Here is a 24,702-nt window from a genome sequence, read left to right on the forward strand (position 1 = left end):
CGGCGGCCCCTGCCGGAGTCGTAGGAGACCAGTGCCCCGACAGGCGACGTCCGCCCCGTCGCGGGGCGTCGGAGGTGCCCCCACTCGACGCACCGGCCGGAAGCCCGAGTACGTCCGGTACGAGGACTTCCGGCCGGCACGCCGAGAGCACGCACCGGACGCCGCTCCTTGACGGGCGAACGTTGCCTGCCGCGGCACTGGTGGCTCCTGCACGGCCACGGGCGGCCGGTACACGACACGGGGAGCCGGCGAGTGCGGACAGCCCCCGGTCGCCGGGTGGACGGGGAGGCGGCCCGCGTGCGGGAGGCGGGAGCGCGGGTCACGATGTTCTCGGGTGCGTGCTCCGGTGCCCGCGCCCGGTGGCGAAGAGAGGTGGATGGCCGTGGCCCGGGACGACGGCCGGCGAAGCCCGGGTTTTCCCGGCGCCGGTGAACGGAAGGACCTGGACCGCGTCCCCGATCCGAACGATCACCTGGCCAGAGCGCAGTGGCGCATGTCGGGCCTGCTCGGGGCGGTCCTGGCCGTCAGCCGGGAACTGGAGTTGCCGGTGGTGCTCCGACGGATCGTGAGCACCGCGATGGAACTCGTCGGTGCCCGCTACGGCGCACTGGGCGTGCTCAACGACGACGCGACAGCCCTGGAGGAGTTCATTCCCCTCGGCCTGAGCGACGGGGAGTACGAGGACCTGGCCGGGTCCGAGTTCCCGCACGGTCTGGGCCTGCTCGGACACCTGATCCACCACCCCGAGCCGCTGCGCGTACCCGACCTGCCGCGCCACCCCGACTCCGTCGGTTTCCCGCCGGGCCACCCTCCGATGCGCACCCTGCTCGGGGTGGCGATCAGCGTGCGCGGGCGGATCTACGGCAACCTCTACCTCTGCGATCGTGCCGACGGCGAGCCGTTCGACGACGACGACGAGGCCGTGGTGACCGCGCTGGCCGGTGCGGCGGGCATCGCGATCGAGAACGCCCGCCTCTACGAACAGACCCGCGCTGCCGCCGAGCAGTTCCAGCGGCTGCTGCTGCCCACCCTGCCCGACCTCACGCCCTTCTCCGCGGCCGCGGTCTACCGGCCCGCCACCGCCCCCGGCCACCACCTCGGCGGGGACTGGTACGACGCCCTCCTGCTCCCGGACGACAGCTGCGCGGCCATCATCGGCGACGTGGTGGGCCACGACCTGACGGCAGCCGCGGCCATGGCGCAGATCCGCAACATGCTGCGCGCCCTGCTCTACGACCGCCGCACCCCGCCCAGTCTGGTCCTGCGCCGTCTCGACCACACCCTGCACGCCATCACCGAGGCCCCGGTCACCACCGCGTGCCTCGCCCGCATCGAATCCGACGAGAACGGCTGGCACCTGCACTGGTCCACGGCCGGCCACCTCCCGCCCCTGGTCGTCGCCGCCGACGGGCGCACCCGCTATCTCGACGCCGAACCCGGCGTTCCCCTCGGGGTCGACGACGGGCTGCCGCGACCCGACCACAGCCACCCGCTGAGTGCGGGGGACACGGTGCTGCTGTTCACCGACGGTCTCGTCGAGCACCCTCGCCGGCGCCTGGAGGACTGCATGGACGACCTTGCCGCCCTCGCCTCCGTCCACAGCGGCCTGTCGCTCGATGAGCTGTGCCCGGTTCTGGCCGAGGGCCACCCGAGCGACGGGCACGACGACCTCGCCCTCCTCGCACTGAGGCTGCCGCCTCCCGGCGCTTCCCCTCACCCCGCGCGCACGACCGGCGCGCCGGCCGGCTGACCGGGCTCGCGGGACGACGGGGAGGCCCTGGCCTCATGTCTCCGCGTCGAGCCGGGTGCGCAGGTTGTGGAACTGGCGGATCTGCATGATGAAGTGCGCGGGCTCGCCCAGCACCAGGTCGAAGGGCCGGGTGAGCCACCGGGGGTGGCCCCGGCCACGCGTGCGGACCACCAGACGTGTCTCGCCGAAGGGGGCCGGTCGCAGATGGAAGCCCCAGATCCCGTCCAGCCGCGCCCGCGGCTCGGGATCGGTCCGCGGGTCGAAGGAGCGTCCCTGGGGCAGGTTCAGGTCCGAGCGCAGTACCAGGGTGCGGTTCGGGTCCAGCAGCGCCACGGTGAACCAGGACCTGCCGTCGCGTACCGCCGTCAGTCGTTGCCCTTCCTCCAGCGTCTGCCACTCGGGTGCGATGCGGTCCGCGCTGGGTCGTCCGTAGTGGTCCAGCAAGTCCCAGCTGTACCAGCCTCCGCGGTCGTACCCCATCTGCACCAGCCAGGGCCAGACCCGCTCGGGTGGTGCCGGGAGTGTGGTGGCCATGGTCGACATACCGTCGGGGTCGGGCACGAGTTCGTCGCCGGGGTAGGAGCGAGCCGTCTCGTCCCGGGTCGCACCCCAGGTCAGGAGCCTCGGCCGGCACCGCAGCGCGTAGAACGCCAGGGTGGCGAGGGCCGCCGGGAAGGCGAGCGGACGGGCTCCCGTTCGTCGGCGTGACTGCTGTTCGGGCATCGGATGCTCCTTTGCCGCGTACCGGGTCCGGGTCGGGGGCGGGTCGTAGGAGGTCTCTTTGTCCCAATTCTGGCACAGCGCGTTCGTGGCACCCCGTGTGCGGGGCCGGCCCCCCATGAGGTCCGGCGCGCGGTGGCGCATGTCCGAACGGCCAAGCGCCGAGGGGACGTTCGGGCCGTGAGTCGGGCCTGCCGGCCCCCTGTGCCGGACGCGTCCGGCACGAGACATTGAAAGCGCAACGAGAACCGGAGAAACACACAGGAGCAGCTCCCGCGAAGGGGATGAGGATCATGTCAGTCCACGATCACCCGCACCGGCACACCGGATTCCACCTGCCGTCCCTGCGTAGGTCCGCGACGGCACCGGCGGTGGCCGAATCGGCCGCGACCAGCGCGTACGTGTTCGCCGGGCTGCGCCTGCTCACCGGGTTCGTCTTCCTCTGGGCGTTCCTCGACAAGACGTTCGGCTTCGGCTACGCCACCCAGTCCGGCAACGCCTGGATCAACGGCGGGTCGCCCACCAAGGGCTTCCTCGGCGGCGTCGCCGTCGGACCGATGGAGTCCACCTTCCACTCCTGGGCCGGGGCGGCGTGGGCGGACTGGCTGTTCATGCTCGGCCTGCTCGGCATCGGTATCGCTCTCACCGCGGGTGTGGCGCTGCGGCTCGCCGCCGTCGCCGGGACCGTGATGATGGCGCTGATGTGGATCGCCGAGTGGCCGCCCGCGAAGCACCTCTCCGACGGGTCGGTGAGCATGTCGACCAACCCGTTCGCCGACTACCACCTCGTCTACGCCGTCGTCCTGATCGCCCTCGCGGCCGCGGGCGCCGGCGCCACCTGGGGGCTGGGCAAGGTGTGGGAGCGGCTGCCGTTCGTCAGCCGCAACCGCTGGCTCCTCTGACCTCCTCCTACCGCCCTGGGTGCCACCGCGACAACGCGGTGGCACCCAGGGCGTTGGCGCGCCCTCCTGCCGGACGCCCGCCCACGGCGGGCGCGTTGTGGCCGGCTCATGACCGCTCCAGGGGATCCGACGTGCCCAGCCGCAGGGTGAACCAGGTCGTCTTTCCCACGTCGGTCGGGCGCACGCCCCAGCTGTCGGCCAGGACGCGCACGAGGTTGAGGCCGCGGCCGGACTCCTCGTCCTCGTCGGCATGCCGGGGTTCCGGGAGGTGCGGACTGCCGTCGCCCACCTCGACGGTGAGCTCGACGGCCGTACGGCACACGTGCAGGGTCACCGGACCCTGGGCGTGCTGCACGGCGTTGGTCAGGAGTTCGGACACGAGGAGTCGTGCGTCGTCGCCCTTGTCGTGGCAGTCCCAGGCGGCCAAAGCCTTGCTGAGGAAGGTGCGGCCCTCGGACACGGACTCGGGGCGGGTGGACAGGGTGGTCGTGGCGGACGCCAGTGGGGCGGCGGGCAGTTGGGCCAGCAGGAGAGTGACGTCGTCGTCGTGGCCCTCCGCGTCCGGCCGCAGGGCGGACAGGATGCGGTCGGCCACGACGTCCAGGCCGGGTGGTTCGGCGGTGAACAGGGCGCCGCAGGTGACGGCGAGTGCCGCGAGGTTGTCCTCGATGTCACAGCCGGGGGTTTCGATCAGGCCGTCGGTGTAGAGCACCAGGGTGGCGCCCGGCGGCACGGCCGCCGACGTCTGCTCGTACAGGATGTCGCCCACGCCGAGCGGGGCGTTCACCGGGGCCGGCAGTGGTCGTGCCCCGTCCCCGGGCACGGCGACCAGGACCGGGAGGTGCCCGGCGGAGCACAGGGTCACCTCCGCGTCGTCGGCGGCGACGACCAGGTAGCAGCAGGTGACCAGCTGATCGGGCACGTCCAGGTCCGCCACGCACGCGTCCAGGGCCTGCATCAGCCGCCGGGGCTGCATCCCCGTCTTGGCCAGCGCGTGTGCCGCCGAGCGCATCTGCCCCATGACGGCGGCCGCCTCCAGCCCGCGGCCCATCACGTCGCCGATCAGCACGCCGACCCGGCCCGCCCCGAGCGGTATCAGGTCGAACCAGTCGCCCCCCACGCCGGCTCCCTGGGTGGCCGGCCGGTAGCGGCTGGCGGTGACCAGACCGGGGACGGCGGGCGGGGTGCCCATCAGACTGCGCTGCAGGGTGAGGGCGACATGGCGCTGCTGCTCGTACAGGGCGGTCAGTTCCGCCTCGGCCCGCTTGCGGTCGCTGATGTCGCGGACGATGGCACACGCGCCGATGACCGTGCCGTCCGGCGCTCGCCTCGGCCACATGGTGACATCGACGTCCAGCAGTCTGCCGGACTTGGTGACGCGCAGCGTCTCGAAGTGCTCCACCTTCTCGCCGAGCCGGAGCCGGCCCAGGAGTGCGGTGATCTCCTCCTGGTGATCGCCCGGGGCGAGGAGGGAGATGTGCCGGCCCATGGCTTCGGCGGCGGTATAGCCGTACAGCCGCTGGGCGGCGGTGTTCCAGTAGGTGATGTACCCGTCGAGGGTCTTGGCGAGGATGGCGTCCTGGGAGGACTCCACCAGGGCGGCGAGCTCGCTGATGCGTTCCTCGGCGGCCTTGCGGTCGCTCACGTCGCGCACGGCGGCGGAGATCAGCAGCCCGTCGACGGTCTCCAGGGGGCTGAGGCTGATCTCGACCGGGAACTCACTGCCGTTGCGGCGCCGCCCGTAGAGGTCGAGACCGGCGCCCATCGGGCGTACCTGCCGGTTCGCGGCGTACCCGTCGCGGTGCAGGGTGTGGTGGCCGCGCAGGCGGTGCGGGACGAGCAACTCGACGGACTGGCCCAGGAGTTCCTCCCGCCGATAGCCGAACAGCGCCTCGGTCTGGGCGTTGACGAGTCTGATGGCTCCGGTGCCGTCGACGATGACCATGGCGTCCGGCGCGGCTTCCAGCAGTCCGCGGAACCGCTCCTCGCCCGGCTCGTCGGCCTGCGAAGGGATCGCAGACATGCCTGGGCCGGGAGGCGCACCGTGGCGCGTGGCCGTACCGCCGGTCTTGTCGCTCATGTCCGCCCCAGCCGCCCTGCTGCCAGTCGTTTCCGGCCATCCCAGCGCACCGTGACGCGGCACGGACCCGTTTGTCCGCAACTGTCGTTATCGGGTCGTGCGGGGTGTGGCGATGAACCGCTTGTGACCGGCTGGGGGCGTCCGGGTTCCCGGTGAGCAGGCCCGAGCCGTCACAGGACCTCCAGGACGTCGAGCGCCGTGCGACGTGGCGACGGCGGCCCCTCCGGGCCGTATCCGAGCCGGAGCACCATCTGCGGGTAGCCCTTCCGCCCTCCGGTCAGCGCCCGGAGGTGCCGGCGCAGATCCGGCCACTCCATCGCCTGGTGCAGCATCGAGGCGCGCACGCCGTGCGCGGTGGCCGCCAGCAGGACACGTTCCAGCGCCTGACCGGCACGCAGCCAGTCCGCGCGCCGGTCGTGCAAGGTGCACACCACGGCGATCAGCGGACGCGACTCGTACGGGCGGGCTTCCAGCACCGCCGGATGCCGGTGCGCACCGAAGTCGCGCGTGGGCACGTGGCCGCGGAAGTCCTGGACACCGAGGGCCGAGGGCGGGACGCCGAGGCGCGAGTGGTCCGCGGCCCGCACCCAGCGGCGGCTCTCCGCCGCCCGGTCGGCGTCCGCCGTGTTGCGGTGCTCCCCTTCCCGGGTGGCCTGGAGCACCCGGGTCGTCTCCCGTGGCTCCGGGAACCACAGCAGGGCCCCTTCGGCATGTGCGGCGTCGGTGAGCTCCGCGAGCAGGCTCGCCGGCAGAGGCTGCCCGGAGAACGGGAACCGGCTGCTGTGCCGGTGCCACAGGACGTCGTACAGGTCGGGGAGCGACGTTCCCCCGGCCGCGTGGGCGAGCCGGACGGTGGCCAGGAGGTCCGGCCGGCCGGGGCGCGGCAGCAGTCGCGTGACGGGCTCCCAGCCGTGGTGGGCCACCGCCACGCGCAGATTGAGGAGGGCGCACCCCACGGAGACATGGAGCGCGCGCCCGGCCGGGTCGATGTGCCGAAGCCCGCGTTCCGGGGCGGCTCGTACCTCCAGCGTGCGGGTGTCCGGGGTGAGCCGGAAGCGCCAGGGCTGGGTGTTGTGGAGGGACGGCGCGGCCGCGGCCGCGGCGATCATCCGCTCCAGGACGGGAACGTCGACGGTCGTGGTGCTCATGGGAACTCCTTCCCGGCCTCATCCACGGATCGTGGAGGGGCGTGTCGTGGTCTCCAGCGTGGGTCCGGGGGAGAGGCGGCGCCAGGGGCCGTACGGGCCCCCGCAGGGCCCCGGCAGGGCCCGGGACGGCTGCCCGGGGTGCCCAAGGGGCTGCCCGGGGGAGGACTCCGGCGCGTTCCCCCGTGTCCGTTCGTGCCCGCGACCGTCCTGCCGTGGTCCAGGAGCTCCGGCACCGGTACCGGTGCGGCTTGGGGCCGGTCGGCCCTCGGAGGGTTCCGGACAGCCCATGGCGCCCGGCAGTGAACCGCCGGACGCTTGAAGTGTCGCGAGGCTCGGAGGAGATGTCGCCGGAGAGGTCGTGTACGAGGTTCGTCGCGGTGAACCGCCGGTGCGCCCCCCCTGGGCCGCCGACGTGGCCGGCACCACAACCTCTGTCCGCGCCGATTCCGGTGAGGAGGAATCCGGTATGAAGCACCACAAGGTCGGATCGGTCATGACCACGGACGTCGTCCGGGTCGAGCACGGAGCCCCGTTCAAGGAGGTCGTCCGGCTGCTGGCCGGGCACCGGATCAGTGGACTGCCCGTGGTCGACGAGGACGAGCAGGTCATCGGTGTCGTCTCGGAGACGGACCTGGTGATGCGTCAGGCCCGGACGCGTGCCTCCGGTGAGGCGAAGCGCCGGTTCCGGCTCGCCTCGCTCACAGCCGGCGCGCGGCGCAGGGCCGCTAAGGCCCGCGCCCGCACGGCCGGCCGGCTGATGTCCCGGCCGCCCGTCACGGTGCACGCCGACGACACCATCGCGCGGGCCGCCCGGACGATGACCGAGCGACGCGTGCAACGGCTGCCGGTGATCGACGAGGAGGACCGGCTCGTCGGCATCGTCACCCGCCGCGACCTGCTCGGCGTGTTCCTGCGGTCCGACGCGGACATCCGCGCCGAGGTCGTCGAGGAGGTGCTGACGCGCTCTCTGTGGCTGCCTCCCACGAGCGTCTCGGTGTCCGTGACGGAAGGGGTCGTGACGTTGGACGGTCAGGTGGAGCGCTGCAGTGAGGCGGAGATCGCGACAGCCATGACCCGGCGGATCGACGGAGTGGTCGACGTCGTCAACAAGCTCACCCATCGGTTCGACGACGAGCGGCCCCGCGCGAGCCACCGTGCGCCGTACGGCCTGGCCGACGGACTGCCACGGCCGTGAGAACACGACTGTGAGAGAGGGAGGAGCAGCATGAAAGGCCATGTCTTCCACGGGCCTGGACAGGCCGCGTGGGAAGAGGTCCCGGACCCCGGCATCAAGGAACCCACGGACGCGATCGTACGAGTCACCGCGGTGACCGTCTGCGGGACGGATCTGCACATCCTCAAGGGCGATGTGCCCGAGGTACGGCCCGGCACCGTGCTCGGCCACGAGGCGGTCGGCGAGGTCGTGGAGGTGGGCGGCGACGTGCGCACCGTGCGCCCGGGAGACCGGGTGCTGGTCTCCTGCATCAGCGCCTGCGGACGGTGCCGTTACTGCAGGGAAGGCATGTACGGCCAGTGCCTCGGGGGCGGGGGATGGATCCTCGGGCACCGGATCGACGGCACCCAGGCCGAGTACGTCCGGGTCCCCTACGCCGACCTCTCCGTGCATCCCCTGCCCGCCGCGGTGTCCAGCGCGGACGCCGTACTGCTGGCCGACATCTTCCCCACCGCCTACGAAGTGGGCGTGCTCAACGGGAAGGTACGGCCCGGAGACACCGTCGCCGTCGTCGGCGCCGGCCCCATCGGACTCGCGGCCGTCGCCACCGCCCGGCTGTTCGCGCCCGAGCGGATCGTCGCCGTCGACCTGGCCGCCTCCCGGCTCGAAGCCGCCCGCGCCTTCGGAGCCGACGCGGTGGCCGACGCCCGGGAGACCCCCGAACAGTTGATCAGTGACCTCACCGAAGGGCTCGGCGCGGACGTCGTCATCGAAGCGGTCGGTGTGCCCGAGACCTTCGAGCTGTGCACCCGCATGGTGCGGCCCGGAGGGCACGTGGCCAACGTCGGCGTGCACGGCAAGCCCGTCGCGCTGCACCTCGAGGACCTGTGGATCAAGAACGTGACCATCACCACGGGTCTGGTCGACACCTACTCCACCCCCACCCTCCTGCGGATGGCGTCCGCAGGCCGGCTCCCGACGTCCCAGCTGGTCACCCACACCTTCCCGCTGGACCGGATGGAGGAGGCCTACGAGGTCTTCGCCGACGCCGCCGAGACCGGCGCCCTCAAGGTCGTGCTCGGCGAGGAACAGCACGACGCCGTCGCCGTACGCACGGCATGAGGTGTCATCCGCCCGGAGCCGGCCCCCGCGTTCCCTGCGGGGGACGGCTCGATGACCGAACCTGAAACTGTCCGTCCGACGGCACTCGAGGAGACGGGAGGGCATCATGCACGGCGGCCCCAGCGTAGTGAGCGATGTCATGACCAGCACCGTCGTGGCCCTGGCCGGCGGGGCGTCGTTCAAGGACATCGCGAAGACCATGGAGGAGTGGGGGATCAGCGCCCTGCCCGTGCTGGACGGCGCGGGCCGGGTGATCGGAGTCGTCTCCGAGGCGGACCTGCTGCGCAAGGAGGAGGTCCGCGACAGCGACCCGCACCGGCCTGCCTTCGGACGTCGGCCGGCCGGGCCGGACAAGGCCGCTGCGGTCACCGCGGAAGAACTCATGACCACACCCGCCGTGACCGTGCCCCCCGACGCCACGCTCGCCACGGCCGCCCGGATCATGGCCAGGCAGCGGGTCAAGCGGTTGCCGGTGGTCGACGGCACAGGGGTGCTGAAGGGCATCGTGAGCCGTACCGACCTGCTGAAGGTGTTCCTCCGCGACGACGAGGAGATCGCCCGGGAGATCCGCGCGGAGGTCGTCGGCGGCCGGTTCCCGGCGTCGATGGACTCGGTCCGCGTGGAGGTGCGCGAAGGAGTGGTCACCCTCTCGGGCCACGTCCCCGACACCACCCTCGTGCCGCTCGCCGAGCGTCTGGTCCGCGCCGTCGAGGGAGTCGTGGACGTGCACTGCACCCTGTCGGCCCCGCACCGCCGGCCGGCCCTCGATCCGGACTTCCCGGACGACGCCGAGCCCCGACGGGCGCCGCAGGACCTCGGCGGGTGACCGGCGGGTGACGACCACCCGGCCCGTGCCGGACCTTCCGCGCGCGCCGGACGGCAGCCGGCCGTCCGGCGCCGCGCGCTGCCGTACGCGGGCGTAGCGGCCGAGGCGCCGGACGCGGGTGAAGTGCCGCCGTACGGCGACCGCGCGGCCGAGTTCGCTCCTCAGCCGTGCACGTGGCGCCCTCCGCACGGGTCTGCTCGGTGACCCTCCAGGGCGCGCGCCCTGGCGCACCCGACCGGGACCGTGCCCCTGCCCGGTCCGGTTACCGTGCTCCGAGCCGGGCCCGGGTCCGGCACGGACCTGCACCCTCTGACGCGGAACCGGTCTGGAACGGACCTGGACCCGGACTCGGACCTGGACCCGGAGACCCGGACCCAAACCTGGACCTGGACCCGGAACGGACCCGGAACGGACCCGGACCTGGACCCGGAACGGACCCGGACCTGGACCCGGACCTGGACCTGGACCCGGACCTGGACCTGGACCCGGACCTGGACCTGGACCCGGACCTGGAACGGACCCGGACCCGGACCTGGACCCGGACCTGGAACGGACCCGGACCCGGACCCGGACCCGGACCCGGACCCGGACCCGGACCCGGACCTGGACCTGGACCCGGACCTGCACCTGGACCCGGAACGGACCCGGACCTGGACCCGGACCCGGAACGGACCCGGACCTGGACCCGGACCCGGAACGGACCCGGACCTGGACCCGGACCCGGAACGGACCCGGACTGTGCCGCAGCGACCCCCACCCCCCGGCACGGAGCCGGATCGCCTCGGAACGGACCCGGACCTGGAACGACCCGGACCCGGACCGGATCCGACTCGCCCCGGACCCGGACTGTGCCCCGTCGGGCCGGACAGTGCCCCGCCCGGGGACCCGGACGAACCGGGTGGCCCCGGGGCAGCGGGCCGGGAGACGCGGGCCCGGCGGGGTGTGCCGGCCCCGGGGTGCCGCGGCATGCCGGAGCCGGCCGGCCCGGGGTGTCACGTCCCCGGCCGGCCGGCTCCCGTCTGCCGGAAGGCAGCCGCCGCTGTCAGCCGAAGTAGGCCGCGCGCATGAGGTCCTGCATGTCGTCGAGCATGGGCATCCTGGGGTTGGCCGGTGCGCACTGGTCCTCGTAGGCGTTGAGGGCCTGTTGCGGCAGTGCGTCGAGGAAGGCCTGCTCCTCGACGCCGAGCGCCCGGAACGACGGCTCGATGCCCACCGCCTGGCGCAGCCGCTCGACCGCGGAGGCCAGCGACTCCACGCCCTCGTCCGGCGTCGCGGCGGGCAGCCCGAGGGTGCGGGCGATGTCCTGGAACCGTTCGGGGGCCCGGTAGTTCTCGTACTTGGGCCAGCCGGTGAGCTTCGTGGGGACGCTGCCGTTGTAGCGGATGACGTGCGGCAGCAGGACCGCGTTGGTGCGGCCGTGCGCGATGCCGAAGGTCGCGCCCAGCGTGTGGGACATGGCGTGGACGATGCCGAGGAAGGCGTTGCCGAAGGCCATGCCCGCGATGGTGCCGGCGTTGTGCATCTTCTCCTGGGCCCGGGGTGAGCCGGCGCGGTCGTTGACCGCCGCCTCGATGTTGTCGAAGATCAGGCGGATGGCGTGGAGTGCCGGGCCGTCGGTGAAGTCGTTGGCGTAGACCGACACATACGCCTCGATGGCGTGGGTGAGGGCGTCGAAGCCGCTGTCGGCGGCCAGCGCCGGAGGCAGCTCGGTGGCCAGCAACGGGTCGACGATCGCCACACTGGGGGTGAGCGCGTAGTCGGCCAGCGGGTACTTCTTGCCGGTGGCGGGGTCGGAGATGACCGCGAACGGGGTCACCTCGGCGCCGGTGCCCGAGGTCGTGGGCACGCAGACCAGCCGGGCGCGGTCACCGAGGGCGGGGAAGCGGAAGGCCCGCTTGCGGATGTCGAAGAACTTCTGCCGCATGTCCGCGAAGTCGACGTCGGGCTGTTCGTACAGCAGCCACATCACCTTCGCCGCGTCCATCGGGGAGCCGCCGCCGAGCGCGATGATCGTGTCCGGGCGGAAGTCCCGCATCAGCTCGGCGCCGCGCTGCACCGAGTCGATGCTCGGCTCCGGCTCGACGTTGTCGATGACCTGGACGGTCACGGGCTCGCGGCGCCGCTGCAGCACCCGCGTGACACGGTCGACGAAGCCGAGACGGGTCATCGTCGCGTCGGTGACCACCGTGACGCGGTGGACGTCCGGCATGGACGTCAGATAGCGGATGGCCTGCGGCTCGAAGTAGATCTTCGGCGGCACCTTGAACCACTGGAGGTTGTTGCGCCGGGTGGACACCCGCTTGACGTTGAGCAGTTGGGCGGCCGAGACGTTGTTCGACACCGAAGTGCTCCCCCACGAGCCGCAGCCCAGCGTCAGCGACGGCAGCAGGTTGTTGTAGATGCCGCCGATGGCCCCCTGGGAGGACGGCGCGTTGACGATGATCCGCACGGTCTTCATGCGCTTGCCGAACGCCTCCGCGAGCTCGCGGTCCTCGCTGTGGATGACGGCGCTGTGTCCCTGCCCGTGGAAGGCGACCATGTCGGCGGCCAGGTCGAATCCCTGCCGGGTGTCCCGGGCGCGCAGCACGGCCAGCACCGGGCAGAGCTTCTCACGGGTCAACGGCTCGTGCGGTCCGACGCGTTCGGCCTCCACGAGGATGACGGAGGTGTCGCCGGGGACGGAGAACCCGGCCTGCTCGGCGATCCACGCCGGGCTCTGCCCGACGGCGGCCGCGTTGACCTTGGGCTCGCAGCCGCCGCCCGAGCCGCCGGCGGCGGGGAACAGGAACGTCTCCAGCTTCGCCTTCTCCTCGGCGGTCGCCAGATGGGCGTGCAGGGTGCGGAACTCGGACAGGGCCGCGTCGTAGATCTCGTCGTCCAGGATGACGGCCTGCTCGGAGGCGCAGATCATGCCGTTGTCGAAGGACTTGGACAGCACCAGGTCGTTGACGGCCCGGCGCAGCTCCGCGCTCTTGTGCACGTACGCGGGGACGTTGCCGGCGCCCACGCCGAGCGCGGGCTTCCCGGCCGAATAGGCGGCCTTGACCATGGCGTTGCCGCCGGTGGCCAGGATCAGGGAGACGCCCGGGTGACGCATCAGGGCGCCGGTCGCCTCGACGGACGGTGCCTCGATCCACTGGACGCAGTGTTCGGGTGCCCCCGCCTCGACGGCGGCCTCGCGTATGATCCTGGCCGCCTCGGCGCTGCAGCGCTGCGCCGACGGGTGGAAGGCGAACACGACCGGGTTGCGGGTCTTCAGCGCCATGAGCGCCTTGAAGATCGTGGTGGAGGTCGGGTTGGTGACCGGTGTGATCGCGCAGACCACTCCGACGGGTTCGGCGATCTCGACAATGTCCTCGATGTCGTCGCGGGCGATGACACCGACGGTCTTCATGTGGCCCATGCTGTGCGTGACATGCTCGCAGGCGAAGATGTTCTTCGCCGCCTTGTCCTCGAAGAGGCCGCGCCCGGTCTCCTCCACCGCCAGCCGCGCCAGCAGGGTGTGCTGCTCCAGTGCGGCCACCGAGGCCTTCTTCACGATGTGGTCGACCTGTTCCTGGGTCAGGGCCTCGTAGTCGTCCAGTGCCTTGAGCGCGGCCGTCACCAGACGGTCCACGGCGACGGCGCTGTCGGACGGCCCGGCGGTGAGGGTGGCCGGGGCCGTGGTTCCTTCGTCGTGTCGGGTCATGCGGAGTTGCGCCTCCAAGGTGTGGGGCCGTCGTTTCGTACGGCCTCAGGTGGGGAGCCGGTGCCTTGACTGCCGGCCCCGCTCACAACTCCACTGTCCCTGAGCTTCGTTGGGTCGCGCAGCCGCCGAAGGTCCCCTTCCCGGACCGTCCGTCCCGGGCCGCGGGGGCCGTCCGTCCGTTCCGGAGGACGTTGCCGGCCGCCGCGGCGTCGGGCGCCGTGGGGCGGTCCGGGGGATCGGTTCATGGATGTCACGGCCCCTCACCACGTACGGCCCGGGGCCGGGGCCCCGGGCCGTTCTCCGTCTCCGTCCCACGTCCGGCACGGCGGCCGGTTCCTTGTTCAACTGCCGTGTACCACCGCGCGGTTGTCCTGACGGTCCCGCCGACGACCGACCCACGGCACGGCCTGGCGGAACTGCACGCCGGTGCCGCCGTTGCCACGAGCCGGCGGCCGCGGCGCCGCGCAGGACGGCGGTGCCGTCCGGGGTGAGCCGGATCGCGCGGGACGCGGCGATCGCCTCGCCGCGCGCCGAGGACGCGCAGACCGGCAGGGGCCGGCTCGCCGAGACGGGCGACGGCCCGGGGCCATTGGCCCCGAGCCGTGCGCATGGTGCCGCGACGGTCCGCCCTCACCCGGCGTGCTGGTGCTCCTGACGCCGCGGGCCGCCGCGCCACGGCGGCGGCGCGGCCGCCCTGCGCGCCTCCACCCGGCGGTGCGCCGTACGCTCCGTACGGCTGCGCAGCCTGTCCTGCAGCCGGTCGGCGAGTTCCCGGGCGCTCGCCTCACGGGCATGCACCACGACGAGGTCGTCGCCCACCTGGATCTCGGCCCCGGCGAACCAGGGCAGCACGACGTGGGCCGCCGAGGCCCGGGTGACACGGACCTCCCCGCTGACGGGCGGGAGCCCGGGACGGCCGAGCACGGCGCCGACCTTCTCCCGCATGTAGTCGAGCGCCCCCTGGTCCACGTTCCCGTCGGCCCGTACCCGCACCGCGACGGTGATGCCACGGGTGCCGGTGCTCTCGGTGGTCATTCGCCCCACTCCTTCCGGTGGTCTCGGCAGTCTCAGAGTGCCGCGTCCCCCACCCGGGCCCCAGGGCCTACCGGCCCCGGGGCACCGGCCGGGGGTCCCGGTCACCGGCTGTCGCTCACCTCGGTGTCCTCCAGCGCTGCCCGCCCCGCCTCCAGCCGGGCCACCGGGACCCGGAACGGCGAGCAGGAGACGTAGTCCAGGCCGGCGGCGTGGAAGAAGTGAACCGATTCCGGATCACCGCCGTGCTCGCCGCACACGCCGATCTTCAGGTCCGGCCGGGTGGCGCGGCCCTCGGCGACGGCGAGCGAGATGAGCCGGCCCACGCCGTCCCGGTCGAGGGTCTCGAACGGGGAGACCGGGAAGACGCCCTTGTCGAGATAGGCGGAGAAGAACTCGGCCTCGACGTCGTCGCGGGAGAAGCCCCAGGTGGTCTGGGTCAGGTCGTTGGTGCCGAAGGAGAAGAACTGCGCCTCCTCGGCGATCCGGCCCGCCGTCAGGGCCGCCCTCGGCAGCTCGATCATGGTGCCGACGGGGCAGTCGACGAGGACGCCGGACTCCTCGGAGACCTCGGCCAGGACACGCCGCACCTCGTCGTGGACGATACGCAGTTCACGGACGTCCCCGACGAGCGGAACCATGATCTCCGCCCGGGGTGCGCCGCCAGCCCGGGTGCGTTCTGCGACGGCCTCGGCGATGGCCCGTACCTGCATGGCGACCAGTCCGGGAATCACCAGGCCGAGGCGCACGCCCCGCAGCCCGAGCATCGGGTTCTCCTCGTGCATCCGGTTCACCGCGGTCAGCAGCTCGACGTCGTGCGCGGCCGGCAGATCGCCGCGCGCCTCGGCCGTGGCGATCCGCACCGCGAGTCCGGTCCGGTCGGGCAGGAACTCGTGCAGGGGCGGGTCCAGCAGGCGGATGGTGACCGGCAGCCCGTCCATCGCCTCCAGGATGGCCGCGAAGTCCCGCCTCTGGAGCGGCAGCAGCGCCGCCAGAGCACGCTCGCGCCCGTCCTGTGAGGTCGCCAGGATCATCTCCTCCACCAGCTTGCGGCGCTCACCCATGAACATGTGCTCGGTGCGGCACAGTCCGATGCCCTGGGCGCCGAACCGGCGGGCCCGGGCAGCGTCCTCGGGGGTGTCCGCGTTGGCCCGCACCTCCAGCCGCCGGACCGTGTCGGCCCGCGCCAGTGCCCGCGCCACCGCGTCGACCGTCCAGGCCGCCCCCTCGTCGGTGCCGCCGGTCTCCAGGAACCGCATGACAGCCGAGTCGACGAGGGTCACCTCCCCCGGATACACGGTGCCGGCGGACCCGTCCACGGAGATGACGGTGCCCTCCTCCACGACCGTGCCGTCGGCTGCGGTGAAGCGTCGCGCCTCGGTGTCCACGGTCAGTTCCTCGGCCCCGCACACGCAGACCTTGCCCATGCCGCGGGCCACCACGGCCGCGTGGCTGGTCTTGCCGCCGCGGCTGGTGAGCACCGCCTGCGCGGCGATCATTCCGGGCAGGTCGTCGGGGTTCGTCTCCTGGCGGACCAGGACCACCTTCTCGCCGGCCGCGGCACGCCGTACCGCCTCCGCCGAGTGGAAGACGGCCGCTCCGACCGCGGCACCCGGGGACGCCGGGAGACCGTGGGCGAGGGGTTCGCCGTGTTCCGAGGCGTCGAAGCGCGGGAACATCAGCCGCGCCAGTTCCTCGCCGTTCACCCGGGCGAGGCCCTCGTCCGGGGTGATGAGCCCCTCGTCGGCGAGTGCGGCGGCGAGGGCGAAGGCCGCCTCCGCGGTGCGCTTGCCGACCCGGGTCTGGAGCATCCACAGCGTGCCGCGCTCGATCGTGAACTCGATGTCGCACAGGTCCCGGTAGTGACGCTCCAGCGTCTCCATGTGGGTCCGCAGCCGGGCGTACGACTCCGGGTCCAGGCGCTGAAGCTCACTCAGCGGCACCGTGTTGCGGATACCGGAGACGACGTCCTCGCCCTGGGCGTTGGGCAGGTAGTCGCCGTACAGCCCGGGATGCCCGGTGGCCGGGTCACGGGTGAAGGCGACGCCGCTGCCCGAGTCCGGGCCGAGATTGCCGAAGACCATACGCTGCACGCTGACGGCGGTGCCCAGGTCGTCCGGGATGTGCTCGCGCCGGCGGTACAGGCGCGCCCGCTCGCCGTTCCAGGACTCGAAGACGGCCAGGATCGCCCGGCGGAGCTGCTCGGAGGGGGCCTGCGGGAAGTCCTCGCCCGTCTCCCGGCGGATCACGGACTTGTACGTCTCCACCAGTTCGGCCAGGTCACCGGCCTCCAGGTGCACGTCGTCCGGGGCGCCCCGCAGCTCCTTGAGTTCGGCCATCTCCCGCTCGAACAGGGCGGCGTCGACACCCATGACCGTACTGCCGAACATCTGCACGAGGCGCCGGTAGGAGTCCCACGCGAACCGCTCGCTGCCGGAGGCCTTGGCCAGGCCCGTGACCGAGTCGTCGTTGAGTCCGATGTCGAGGATCGTCTCCATCATGCCGGGCATGGAGAACCGGGCCCCCGAGCGGACGGACAGCAGCAACGGATCGTCCCGCTGTCCCAGCCGCCGGCCGGCGGCCTCTTCGACGGCCGCCAGATGGTCGGAGACCTCCCGTGACATGCCCGACGGTTCGCCACCGGTGGTGAAAAAGACCCGGCAGGCCTCGGTGGTGATGATGAAACCCGGCGGAACCGGCAGCCCGAGCCGGGTCATCTCGGCCAGGTTCGAGCCCTTGCCGCCGAGCAGGTCGGCCATCTCGCGGCCGCCGTCGGCGAAGTCGTACACGTAACGGACCATGACACCCTGCTCCTCCACTAGGGGCGTGATACCTCCAGCGTCGGACGTGCGCGCCCCGGGCGCGAGGTGCCGGCCGACCCGGGCCGGGGGCCGATGGACCCGTGGCGGCCCGTCCGGCATGGCCCCCTTCGAGGATGGGGGGCCGAAAGGAGCCCTGCGAGGACTGTGCGGCCCTTGGCGGTCGGCCACACGGGGAAGAGCCTGGCGGGTGTCAGGAGCACCGGAAGGGATCCGGGGCCCGGGAGGGACGTGCCATGCCTCGCAACGCGGTAGTGGGAGTCGATGCATCCTCCGCCGGTCCGGCGGCCGCGCACTGGGCGGCCGCGGAGGCGCTGCGCCGGGGCACCGGACTCGATGTCGTGCACGCCACGCGTCGTCCCGTGCCGCACGCCCCCGCGGACGGCGTGCGGCAGGACCCGGCCGAGCGGACCGTCCAGGAGGCCGTGCACCGGGTACGCGCGGCCCATCCCGGGCTGCGGATCACCGGCCGCGTCGTCCCCGACGCCCCGGTCGCCGCCCTCGTGGCCGAAGCCGCGGAGGCCGAGCTCCTGGTCCTCGGATCGCACGGGGTGAGCGGTGTCGGCGGGTTCGTCACGGGGTCCGTGTCCCAGCGGGTGGTCGCCCGGTCGTCCTGTCCCGTGGTGCTGGTGAGGCCGGGGTGGAGCGCCGCGCAGGAGCATCTCCCGGCCGCGGACGGCGTGGCCCCGGAGGAGATTCCCCGGACGCCCTGCCGCGACGTCGTGCTGGGGCTCGACATCCGGCACCCGTGCGACGAACTGATCGAGTTCGCCCTGGACGCCGCGCGGCGCCGGGGCGCCGGCCTGCGCGTCGTCCACGCGTTCCGGGCGCTGTCACGGCCCGTCCTCGACGCGTCGCTGATCACGGCCCCGGCCGCACCACCGGCCCCGGTGGCCGCGGCGGACGGGCTCGCCGCCGAGGAACGGGCGGTGACCGCGGTTCTGGCGCCCTGGTGCGCGAAGTACCCGACGGTCCGGGTGACCCGGACCGTGACCCGGGGCCGGGCCGCCGCGGCGCTGGTGCGCGCCGCGCGCGACGCCGGTCTGCTCGTGGTCGGACGCCGTACGGGTGGAGGGCGGCTCGGTGCCCACACCGGCCCGGTGACCCACGCCGTCCTGCACCACGTCGCCTGCCCCGTCGCCGTGATACCGCACGCCTGAACGCGGCCGGCCGGCCGTACGGCCCCGGACCCCGCGGGCCGTGCGGCCGGTTTCGCATGCCGGCCGTTGCCGAAGGTCCCGGCCCACGAGGGCCGGACGGAGCCGGGCCGGTGCCCTGTCCGGCACTGCCCGCACCCCCCGCGGGCGACGAACATCGGTGGTGAGAGCCCACCAAGGGAGAGGAACCGTGATGACCGCGACCGTGACGGCCGGCCCTCGCACCGCCGACGCCTGGCGTCAGTTCGCCGGGACGGGGTGGCGCGAGCGCGTCGACGTACGCGACTTCATCCAGGCCAACTACACCCCGTACGAGGGCGACGCCCGCTTCCTGGCCGGGCCGACGGACCGCACCCGCGCGGTGTGGGAGAAGGTCAGCGCCCTCTTCCCCGAGGAACGGCGCCGTGGCGTCTACGACGTCGACGCCGCCACTCCCTCCACGATCACCTCGCACGCCCCCGGCTACATCGACCGGGACCGCGAACTGATCGTGGGTCTGCAGACGGACGCACCGCTCAAGCGCGCGATCATGCCCAACGGCGGCCTGCGCATGGTGGAAGCCGGGCTGAAGGCGTACGGCTACGCACCCGACCCCTTCGTCACCAAGGTGTTCGGTTCCTACCGCAAGACCCACAACGACGGTGTCTTCGACGCCTACACCCCCGTGATGCGCGCCGCCCGCAGGGCCGGCATCATCACCGGCCTGCCCGACGCCTACGGCCGCGGCCGGATCATCGGCGACTACCGGCGCGTCGCGCTGTACGGCACGGCCCGGCTGGTCGAGGCCAAGCGCGCCGAGCGCGCCCTGCTGGACACGGAGCCCTCCAGCCCGGACGTCATCCGTGACCGCGAGGAACTGGCCGAGCAGATCCGCGCCCTGGGCGAGCTGACCGAGATGGCCGCCACCTACGGCTGCGACGTCTCACGCCCCGCCGCCACCGCGCGCGAGGCGGTGCAGTGGCTCTATCTCGGCTTCCTGGCGGCGGTGAAGGAGCAGAACGGCGCCGCGATGTCGCTCGGCCGCACCTCCACCTTCCTGGACGTCTACCTCCAGCGGGACCTGGAGGACGGCACCCTCGACGAGACCCGGGCCCAGGAGCTGATCGACGATTTCGTGATCAAGCTGCGGATCGTCCGGTTCCTGCGCACCCCCGAGTACGACACCCTGTTCTCCGGCGACCCCACCTGGGTGACCGAGTCCATCGGCGGCATCGGAAGGGACGGCCGGCCGCTGGTCACCCGCACGTCCTTCCGCTTCCTGCAGACCCTCTACAACCTCGGCCCGGCTCCCGAGCCCAATCTGACCGTCCTGTGGTCGCCGCGGCTGCCCGCGGGCTTCAAGCGGTTCTGCGCGCAGGTCTCCATCGACACCAGCGCCATCCAGTACGAGTCCGACGAGCTGATGCGGCCACGCACCGGTGACGACACCGCGATCGCCTGCTGCGTGTCGGCGATGGCGGTGGGCAAGCAGATGCAGTTCTTCGGCGCGCGGGTCAACGTGGCCAAGGCACTGCTGTACGCGGTCAACGGCGGCCGGGACGAGATGACCGGCGAGCAGATCACGCCCCCGATGCCGCCCCTGACGGGGGAGTACCTCGACCACGACGAGCTGTCGGCGGCGTACGACCGTGTGCTGGACTGGCTGGCGAAGACCTACGTCGACGCGCTGAACGTCATCCACTACATGCACGACAAGTACGCCTACGAGCGCCTGGAGATGGCGCTGCACGACCACCCGGTGCACCGGTTCATGGCGTGCGGCATCGCCGGGCTGTCGGTCGCCGTGGACAGCCTGTCCGCCGTCAAGCACGCGCGGGTGAAGGTCTTCCGGGACGCCACCGGACTCGCCGTCGACTTCCGCACCGAGGGGGAGTTCCCCGCCTACGGCAACAACGACGACCGCGCCGACTCGATCGCCGTGGACCTGGTGGAGTCGTTCATGGCCAAGGTGCGCAAGCACCCCACCTACCGCGACGCCGAGCACACGCAGTCGGTGCTGACCATCACCTCGAACGTGGTGTACGGAGCGCACACCGGCAACACGCCCGACGGCCGGCGGGCGGGCGAGCCCTTCGCGCCGGGCGCCAACCCGATGAACGGGCGGGACCGGCACGGGGTGGCCGCCTCGGCGCTCTCGGTGGCGAAGCTGCCGTACGAACAGGCCCGGGACGGCATCTCCCTGACCACGACCATCACCCCCGACGGGCTCGGCCGTGCTCCCGAGGAGCGCGCCGGCAACCTGGTCGGCATCCTCGACGCGTACACGGCCTCGGGCGGCTTCCACATGAACGTGAACGTCCTCGACCGTGCGGTGCTGCGGGACGCCATGGAGCACCCGGAGAAGTACCCGGAGCTGACGATCCGGGTCTCCGGATACGCCGTCAACTTCGTCCGCCTGACCCGCGAGCAGCAGCTCGACGTGATCGGCCGCACGTTCCACGGATCGCTGTGAGCACCACGGTCGAGCCGGTCACGGGCCGGATCCACTCCTGGGACCTGTCCACGGGAGTGGACGGTCCCGGGACCCGGTTCGTGCTCTTCCTCAGCGGCTGCCCCCTGCGCTGCCTGTACTGCGCCAACCCGGACACCTGGCACATGCGGGACGGGAAGCCGGCCACCGTCGACGAGGTGATGGCCGAGATCGGAAAGTACCGGGCCTTCATCACCACCGCCGGCGGTGGCGTCACTCTCACCGGCGGCGAGGCCCTCCTCCAGCCGGCGTTCACCGCCGAGATCTTCCGCCGCTGCAAGGAAATGGGCCTGCACACGGCTCTCGACACCTCCGGCTTCCTCGGGGCCCGGGCGGGCGACGCCCTGCTCGCCGACACCGACCTGGTGCTGCTGGACATCAAGTCCTTCGACGTACGCACCTACCGCAGGCTGACCGGCGGCGACCTCGCCCCGACGCTGAACTTCGCCACCCGTCTGGACCGGCTCGGCGTCCCGGTGTGGATCCGCTACGTCCTCGTCCCCGGCTGGACCGACGACCCGGCCGCCGTCGACGGCCTCGGCGGCTTCCTCGCCGGGCTGGGCAACGTCGACCGGGTGGACGTCCTGCCGTTCCACAAGCTCGGCGCCCACAAGTACGACGCGCTGGGCATCCCCTTCGCCCTGCGCGACACCCCCGTCCCGGACGCGAACCTGATCGAGCGGGTGCGTGAACAGTTCCGGGAGCACGGCCTTCGGGCGCTGTGAGCCCGAAGGCCACAGGGCGCCCCCCCCCGCCTCACCGGCCTACGGCCTGCCGTCCTGCGGCGGCGTGCCGACCCGGTACTCGGGCGGCTCGGGCGCGGGTGACTTCATGGCGCGGGTCTCGGCCTTGAGGATGCGGGCGGACTTTCCCGCCGAGCGGGCGAGATCCGGAAGCTTCTTGGCGGCGAGGACGGCGATGACGACGATGAGGATGACGGCCAGCTCGCTCAGTCCGAACATGGATGTCCTGTCTCCTTCTCCGGGGCCCGGTCATGAATCTACATCACTGTAGATTGGATGGGGGTTCCTGTGGGCTGCGCCGGGATTCCGGGAGGGCGTCTATACGATGACTGCCCGGGAAACCGGTGGTGGCGGAAGGGAGTCAGGGCGTGACGGAGCAGCGGCAGCGGTCCCGGCGGCGGGGGCAGGGTGAGCTGGAGGCGCTGGTCCTGTCGGCGCTGCGGGAGGCGGACGGCCCGGTGACGGCCGGCTGGGTGCAGGACCGCCTCGGCACGGACCTCGCCTACACGACCGTCATCACCATCCTGACCAGGCTGCTCGCCAAGGGCGCGGTCACCCGCAGGCGTGCGGGCCGGTCGTTCGTGTGGACGTCCGCCTCGGACCAGGCGGGCCTGGCCGCGCACAAGATGCGCAAGGTGCTGGACGCCGAGAACGACCGGGAGGCCGTCCTCGCCAGCTTCGTCACCGGCCTCGGACCCGACGACGAACGCCTCCTGCGGGAGCTGCTGGGCCGGCCGGGGAACGACGGGGAAGCCTGAGCCGCATGGGGGTGTTCGTCTTCCTGCCGCTGGTGCTGCCCCTGACCGCCTGGCCGATTGCGCGCCTCGCCGAACATCATCTGCACCCGCGCACCGCGACCCGGCTGCTGACGTCGGTGGCCGCGGTGATGGCGGTCTGCAGCACGGTGTGCCTGGCGCTGGTGATGGTGGTCGGCACCGCCCAGCTGCCCGGCAACCCCCTGCCCGACGGCTGGTCGGACCCCGAGGTGCGCGCCGCCGTCCCGTACGACGAGGTCGTCGGGAAGGCGGCGATCCCGGCCCTGTGCGCGGTCCTGGCGGCGTGCGGCCGGACGCTGTGGCGGCACGGCCGGGTGCGCCGCGGGGCCCACCGGGCGCTGGCCGGGCTGCGCGGGAGCGAGGTGGCGGTCCTGCCGGACGGCGTGCCGTACGCCTACGCGCTGCCGGGCGGGCGAGGCGGCCGGGTGGTGGTGACCACGGGGTTGCTCGAGCACCTCGGACCGGCCGAACGCCGTGCGCTGTTCGCGCACGAGCGGGCCCATCTCGCCGCCCGCCACCACCGCTTCCTCCTCGCGGTCCAGCTGGCCGCGCGGGCCAACCCGTTCCTGCGGCCGCTGCGGACCGCTGTGGCGTACACGACGGAACGGTGGGCGGACGAGGACGCCGCGCAGGCCGTCGGCAGCCGCCGCGCGGTGGCGCACGCGATCGGCACGGCGGCCCTGGTGTCGCGGGGCACCCCGGTGCCGACTCTTGCGGGCCTCGCCGCGGCCGGACCGGTTCCGCGCCGGGTGGCCGCGCTGCTCGGGCCCGCCCCGGCCGTACGGCGCTGGCCGCCGCTGTTCACCCTGGTGGGGCTGGCGGCGTGGGGCGCCGCCGCGGGAGCCGCCCTCTCCGCGATGTCGTCCGCGAACTCCGCCGTGACGATGGCCCTCATCCTGTACGCGGCCACCCCCCTGTGACCCGGGCGGGGTGGGAGACGGCCGGCGGGCCGGCGCCGGGGTGACGGCGGCGGGCCGGCGCCCCGGCCTGCCAGGGCCTGCTCATCCCTGTCGACCGTGCCGGAGCCGCCGTCGGGCGCGTGAGCGGTGGTGGCCGCCCACTGCCGTCACTCCTCTTCCTCCTCCTCGTCGCCCTCGAAGAGGTCGCCCACCTCGTCGACGACTTCGGCCGCGACCATGCCGCCGACGACACCGACCGCCAGGCCCGCGGCGCCCGCCGCGACGACCGTGCCCATGCCCGGTCCGGACCGGTGGTGGGTGTCGTGGTGGTGAGCGTCGTGCCCGTGGTGTCCCGGGTACTCGCCGTGCCCGTGCTGCTCGGCCAGCCGGCGCACCCAGCCGTCCACCTCGGTGTTCCAGTCGCGCGCGTCGTGATGTCCGACGGTGTACCGGGTGAGCGCGTCGTGGCCGCCGGAGAAGGGACCGCCGCGCTTGTCGGCCTCCAGGACGACCTCCACGCCGCCGGGGTTCGCCAGGAAGGTCACCTCGATCTCGTTCATCAGGTGCGCGTACTCGGGCGACGGGACGATCTCGATCTCCTGGTAGAAGGGCAGCCGCTGCCCCGTGCCGCCGATGTGTCCGTACTCCAGGTCGGCCGAACGGAAGCCGAAGCCGAGCCGGCCGAAGGCGTCGAGGATCTGCTCCTGGGCGGGCAGCGCGCCGACGGTCAGCGGATCGAGATCGCCCTTGTCCCTGGCGCCCGCCACCGACAGCTCGGTCCGCACTCCGAGCACGATGCCCAGCGGCTGCCCGTACAGCTCGGTGATCGGGGTCTCCCACGGCAGGGTCACGCTGAACGGCACACCGTGTTCCTCGCCCTCGGCGAGCCGGAAGCCCCCGCCGACCGTGAACCGGTCGAAGACGACGACGCCTTCGCTCTCGCCGTCCTCGTGCTCGGCCTCGACTCGCGCCACCAGCTCCAGCGTGATGTGCTCGATGTCGAAGGCGGCGTCGCCGCCCTTGAGATGAACCGTGCCGGTGAGGGCTCCGCCGGGCAGGGCGGGGCCGGGGGTGAGGACCGTGTCGACGGTGGGGCCGCCCACGCCGAGCGAGCCGAGCAGTCGTTTGAACACCATGGTGGCGTCCGCTCCTTACTGGGCATACGTGTGTGTTCCATGACGACGGCGCCGCACACCGGGAGGGCACCGCGGTCGTTCTACAAGCGAGTAGAAGCATAGGGGGTCAGGGCGGCCCCCGTCCTCGTTCGCCGTCTCAAGTCGGCCTCCGGAGAAGCGGGTTGGGGTCGCACATGCGTACGTTCCGCGCCGTCCGCACCGGTGCGACGAGGCGATCCGGTTCGCCTTCGAGCCGCCTCACCGACCGGTGCCGGGCTCCG

General features: G+C 72.7%; 18 protein-coding genes. 10 read left to right on the plus strand and 8 right to left on the minus strand.

The window, feature by feature from the left end:
* Window positions 1-376: 376 nt before the first annotated feature.
* Window positions 377-1,750, plus strand: a complete 1,374-nt coding sequence (locus tag ACIF9R_RS22355) for a PP2C family protein-serine/threonine phosphatase (RefSeq protein ID WP_399982799.1) — start codon at window positions 377-379, stop codon at window positions 1,748-1,750.
* A gap of 33 nt (window positions 1,751-1,783) precedes the next feature.
* Here the strand turns inward: ACIF9R_RS22355 and ACIF9R_RS22360 are convergent, their stop codons facing one another.
* Window positions 1,784-2,473, minus strand: a complete 690-nt coding sequence (locus ACIF9R_RS22360) for a hypothetical protein (protein WP_399982802.1) — start codon at window positions 2,471-2,473, stop codon at window positions 1,784-1,786.
* Between the two features lie 290 nt (window positions 2,474-2,763).
* Between ACIF9R_RS22360 and ACIF9R_RS22365 the strand changes: the two genes are divergently transcribed.
* On the plus strand, window positions 2,764-3,372 hold the full coding sequence (locus ACIF9R_RS22365; RefSeq protein ID WP_399982806.1) for a hypothetical protein: 609 nt from the start codon (window positions 2,764-2,766) through the stop codon (window positions 3,370-3,372).
* 106 nt (window positions 3,373-3,478) lie between these two features.
* On the opposite strand, the gene ACIF9R_RS22370 is transcribed toward ACIF9R_RS22365, so the two are convergent.
* Together ACIF9R_RS22370 and ACIF9R_RS22375 are read right to left on the minus strand one after the other, a co-directional pair.
* On the minus strand, window positions 3,479-5,395 hold the full coding sequence (locus ACIF9R_RS22370) for a PAS domain S-box protein (RefSeq protein ID WP_399982808.1): 1,917 nt from the start codon (window positions 5,393-5,395) through the stop codon (window positions 3,479-3,481).
* A gap of 227 nt (window positions 5,396-5,622) precedes the next feature.
* Complete coding sequence (locus ACIF9R_RS22375) at window positions 5,623-6,600, minus strand: Acg family FMN-binding oxidoreductase (RefSeq protein ID WP_399982810.1); 978 nt, start codon at window positions 6,598-6,600, stop codon at window positions 5,623-5,625.
* A gap of 466 nt (window positions 6,601-7,066) precedes the next feature.
* Between ACIF9R_RS22375 and ACIF9R_RS22380 the strand changes: the two genes are divergently transcribed.
* From ACIF9R_RS22380 to ACIF9R_RS22390, 3 genes are all read left to right on the plus strand, one after another.
* Entirely contained in the window at window positions 7,067-7,795 is a 729-nt protein-coding gene (locus ACIF9R_RS22380; RefSeq protein ID WP_399982812.1) for a CBS domain-containing protein, read from the plus strand.
* Window positions 7,796-7,825: 30 nt separating this feature from the next.
* Window positions 7,826-8,896 carry a zinc-dependent alcohol dehydrogenase family protein gene (locus ACIF9R_RS22385; protein ID WP_399982814.1) on the plus strand — a complete coding sequence of 357 codons (1,071 nt, stop codon included), beginning with the start codon at window positions 7,826-7,828 and terminating at the stop codon, window positions 8,894-8,896.
* 106 nt (window positions 8,897-9,002) lie between these two features.
* The gene (locus tag ACIF9R_RS22390) at window positions 9,003-9,722 is read left to right on the plus strand and encodes a CBS domain-containing protein (RefSeq protein WP_399982817.1); all 720 of its coding nucleotides are present in this window, start codon (window positions 9,003-9,005) and stop codon (window positions 9,720-9,722) included.
* Between the two features lie 1,042 nt (window positions 9,723-10,764).
* Here the strand turns inward: ACIF9R_RS22390 and adhE are convergent.
* From adhE to ppdK, 3 genes are all read right to left on the minus strand, one after another.
* Window positions 10,765-13,410, minus strand: a complete 2,646-nt coding sequence (gene adhE, locus ACIF9R_RS22395; RefSeq protein ID WP_399982819.1) for a bifunctional acetaldehyde-CoA/alcohol dehydrogenase — start codon at window positions 13,408-13,410, stop codon at window positions 10,765-10,767.
* A 630-nt stretch (window positions 13,411-14,040) separates the two neighbouring features.
* Entirely contained in the window at window positions 14,041-14,445 is a 405-nt protein-coding gene (locus ACIF9R_RS22400; protein ID WP_399982822.1) for a hypothetical protein, read from the minus strand.
* Window positions 14,446-14,546: 101 nt separating this feature from the next.
* Complete coding sequence (gene ppdK, locus ACIF9R_RS22405; RefSeq protein WP_399982824.1) at window positions 14,547-17,243, minus strand: pyruvate, phosphate dikinase; 2,697 nt, start codon at window positions 17,241-17,243, stop codon at window positions 14,547-14,549.
* A gap of 254 nt (window positions 17,244-17,497) precedes the next feature.
* On the opposite strand from ppdK, the gene ACIF9R_RS22410 reads away from it, so the two are divergent.
* From ACIF9R_RS22410 to pflA, 3 genes are all read left to right on the plus strand, one after another.
* On the plus strand, window positions 17,498-18,421 hold the full coding sequence (locus ACIF9R_RS22410) for a universal stress protein (RefSeq protein ID WP_399982826.1): 924 nt from the start codon (window positions 17,498-17,500) through the stop codon (window positions 18,419-18,421).
* Between the two features lie 190 nt (window positions 18,422-18,611).
* The gene (pflB, locus tag ACIF9R_RS22415) at window positions 18,612-20,870 is read left to right on the plus strand and encodes a formate C-acetyltransferase (RefSeq protein WP_399982828.1); all 2,259 of its coding nucleotides are present in this window, start codon (window positions 18,612-18,614) and stop codon (window positions 20,868-20,870) included.
* Window positions 20,867-21,613: a pyruvate formate-lyase-activating protein gene (gene pflA / locus ACIF9R_RS22420; protein ID WP_399982831.1), complete on the plus strand. Its 747-nt coding sequence runs from the start codon at window positions 20,867-20,869 to the stop codon at window positions 21,611-21,613. The genes pflB and pflA overlap by 4 nt, the downstream gene beginning before the upstream one ends.
* 39 nt (window positions 21,614-21,652) lie before the next feature.
* On the opposite strand, the gene ACIF9R_RS22425 is transcribed toward pflA, so the two are convergent.
* Window positions 21,653-21,850, minus strand: coding sequence for a twin-arginine translocase TatA/TatE family subunit (locus ACIF9R_RS22425; RefSeq protein ID WP_399982833.1), 198 nt, complete (start codon window positions 21,848-21,850; stop codon window positions 21,653-21,655).
* A 149-nt stretch (window positions 21,851-21,999) separates the two neighbouring features.
* Between ACIF9R_RS22425 and ACIF9R_RS22430 the strand changes: the two genes are divergently transcribed.
* Together ACIF9R_RS22430 and ACIF9R_RS22435 are read left to right on the plus strand one after the other, a co-directional pair.
* On the plus strand, window positions 22,000-22,389 hold the full coding sequence (locus ACIF9R_RS22430) for a BlaI/MecI/CopY family transcriptional regulator (protein ID WP_399982836.1): 390 nt from the start codon (window positions 22,000-22,002) through the stop codon (window positions 22,387-22,389).
* A 5-nt stretch (window positions 22,390-22,394) separates the two neighbouring features.
* Complete coding sequence (locus ACIF9R_RS22435) at window positions 22,395-23,327, plus strand: M56 family metallopeptidase (RefSeq protein ID WP_399982839.1); 933 nt, start codon at window positions 22,395-22,397, stop codon at window positions 23,325-23,327.
* A 146-nt stretch (window positions 23,328-23,473) separates the two neighbouring features.
* Here ACIF9R_RS22435 and ACIF9R_RS22440 read toward each other — a convergent pair whose 3' ends face one another.
* Window positions 23,474-24,442: a sporulation protein gene (locus tag ACIF9R_RS22440; protein WP_399982841.1), complete on the minus strand. Its 969-nt coding sequence runs from the start codon at window positions 24,440-24,442 to the stop codon at window positions 23,474-23,476.
* Window positions 24,443-24,702: the final 260 nt, after the last annotated feature.

Source organism: Streptomyces sp. NPDC086080, assembly GCF_044540255.1.
In the GTDB taxonomy this organism is placed as follows: Bacteria; Actinomycetota; Actinomycetes; order Streptomycetales; family Streptomycetaceae; genus Streptomyces.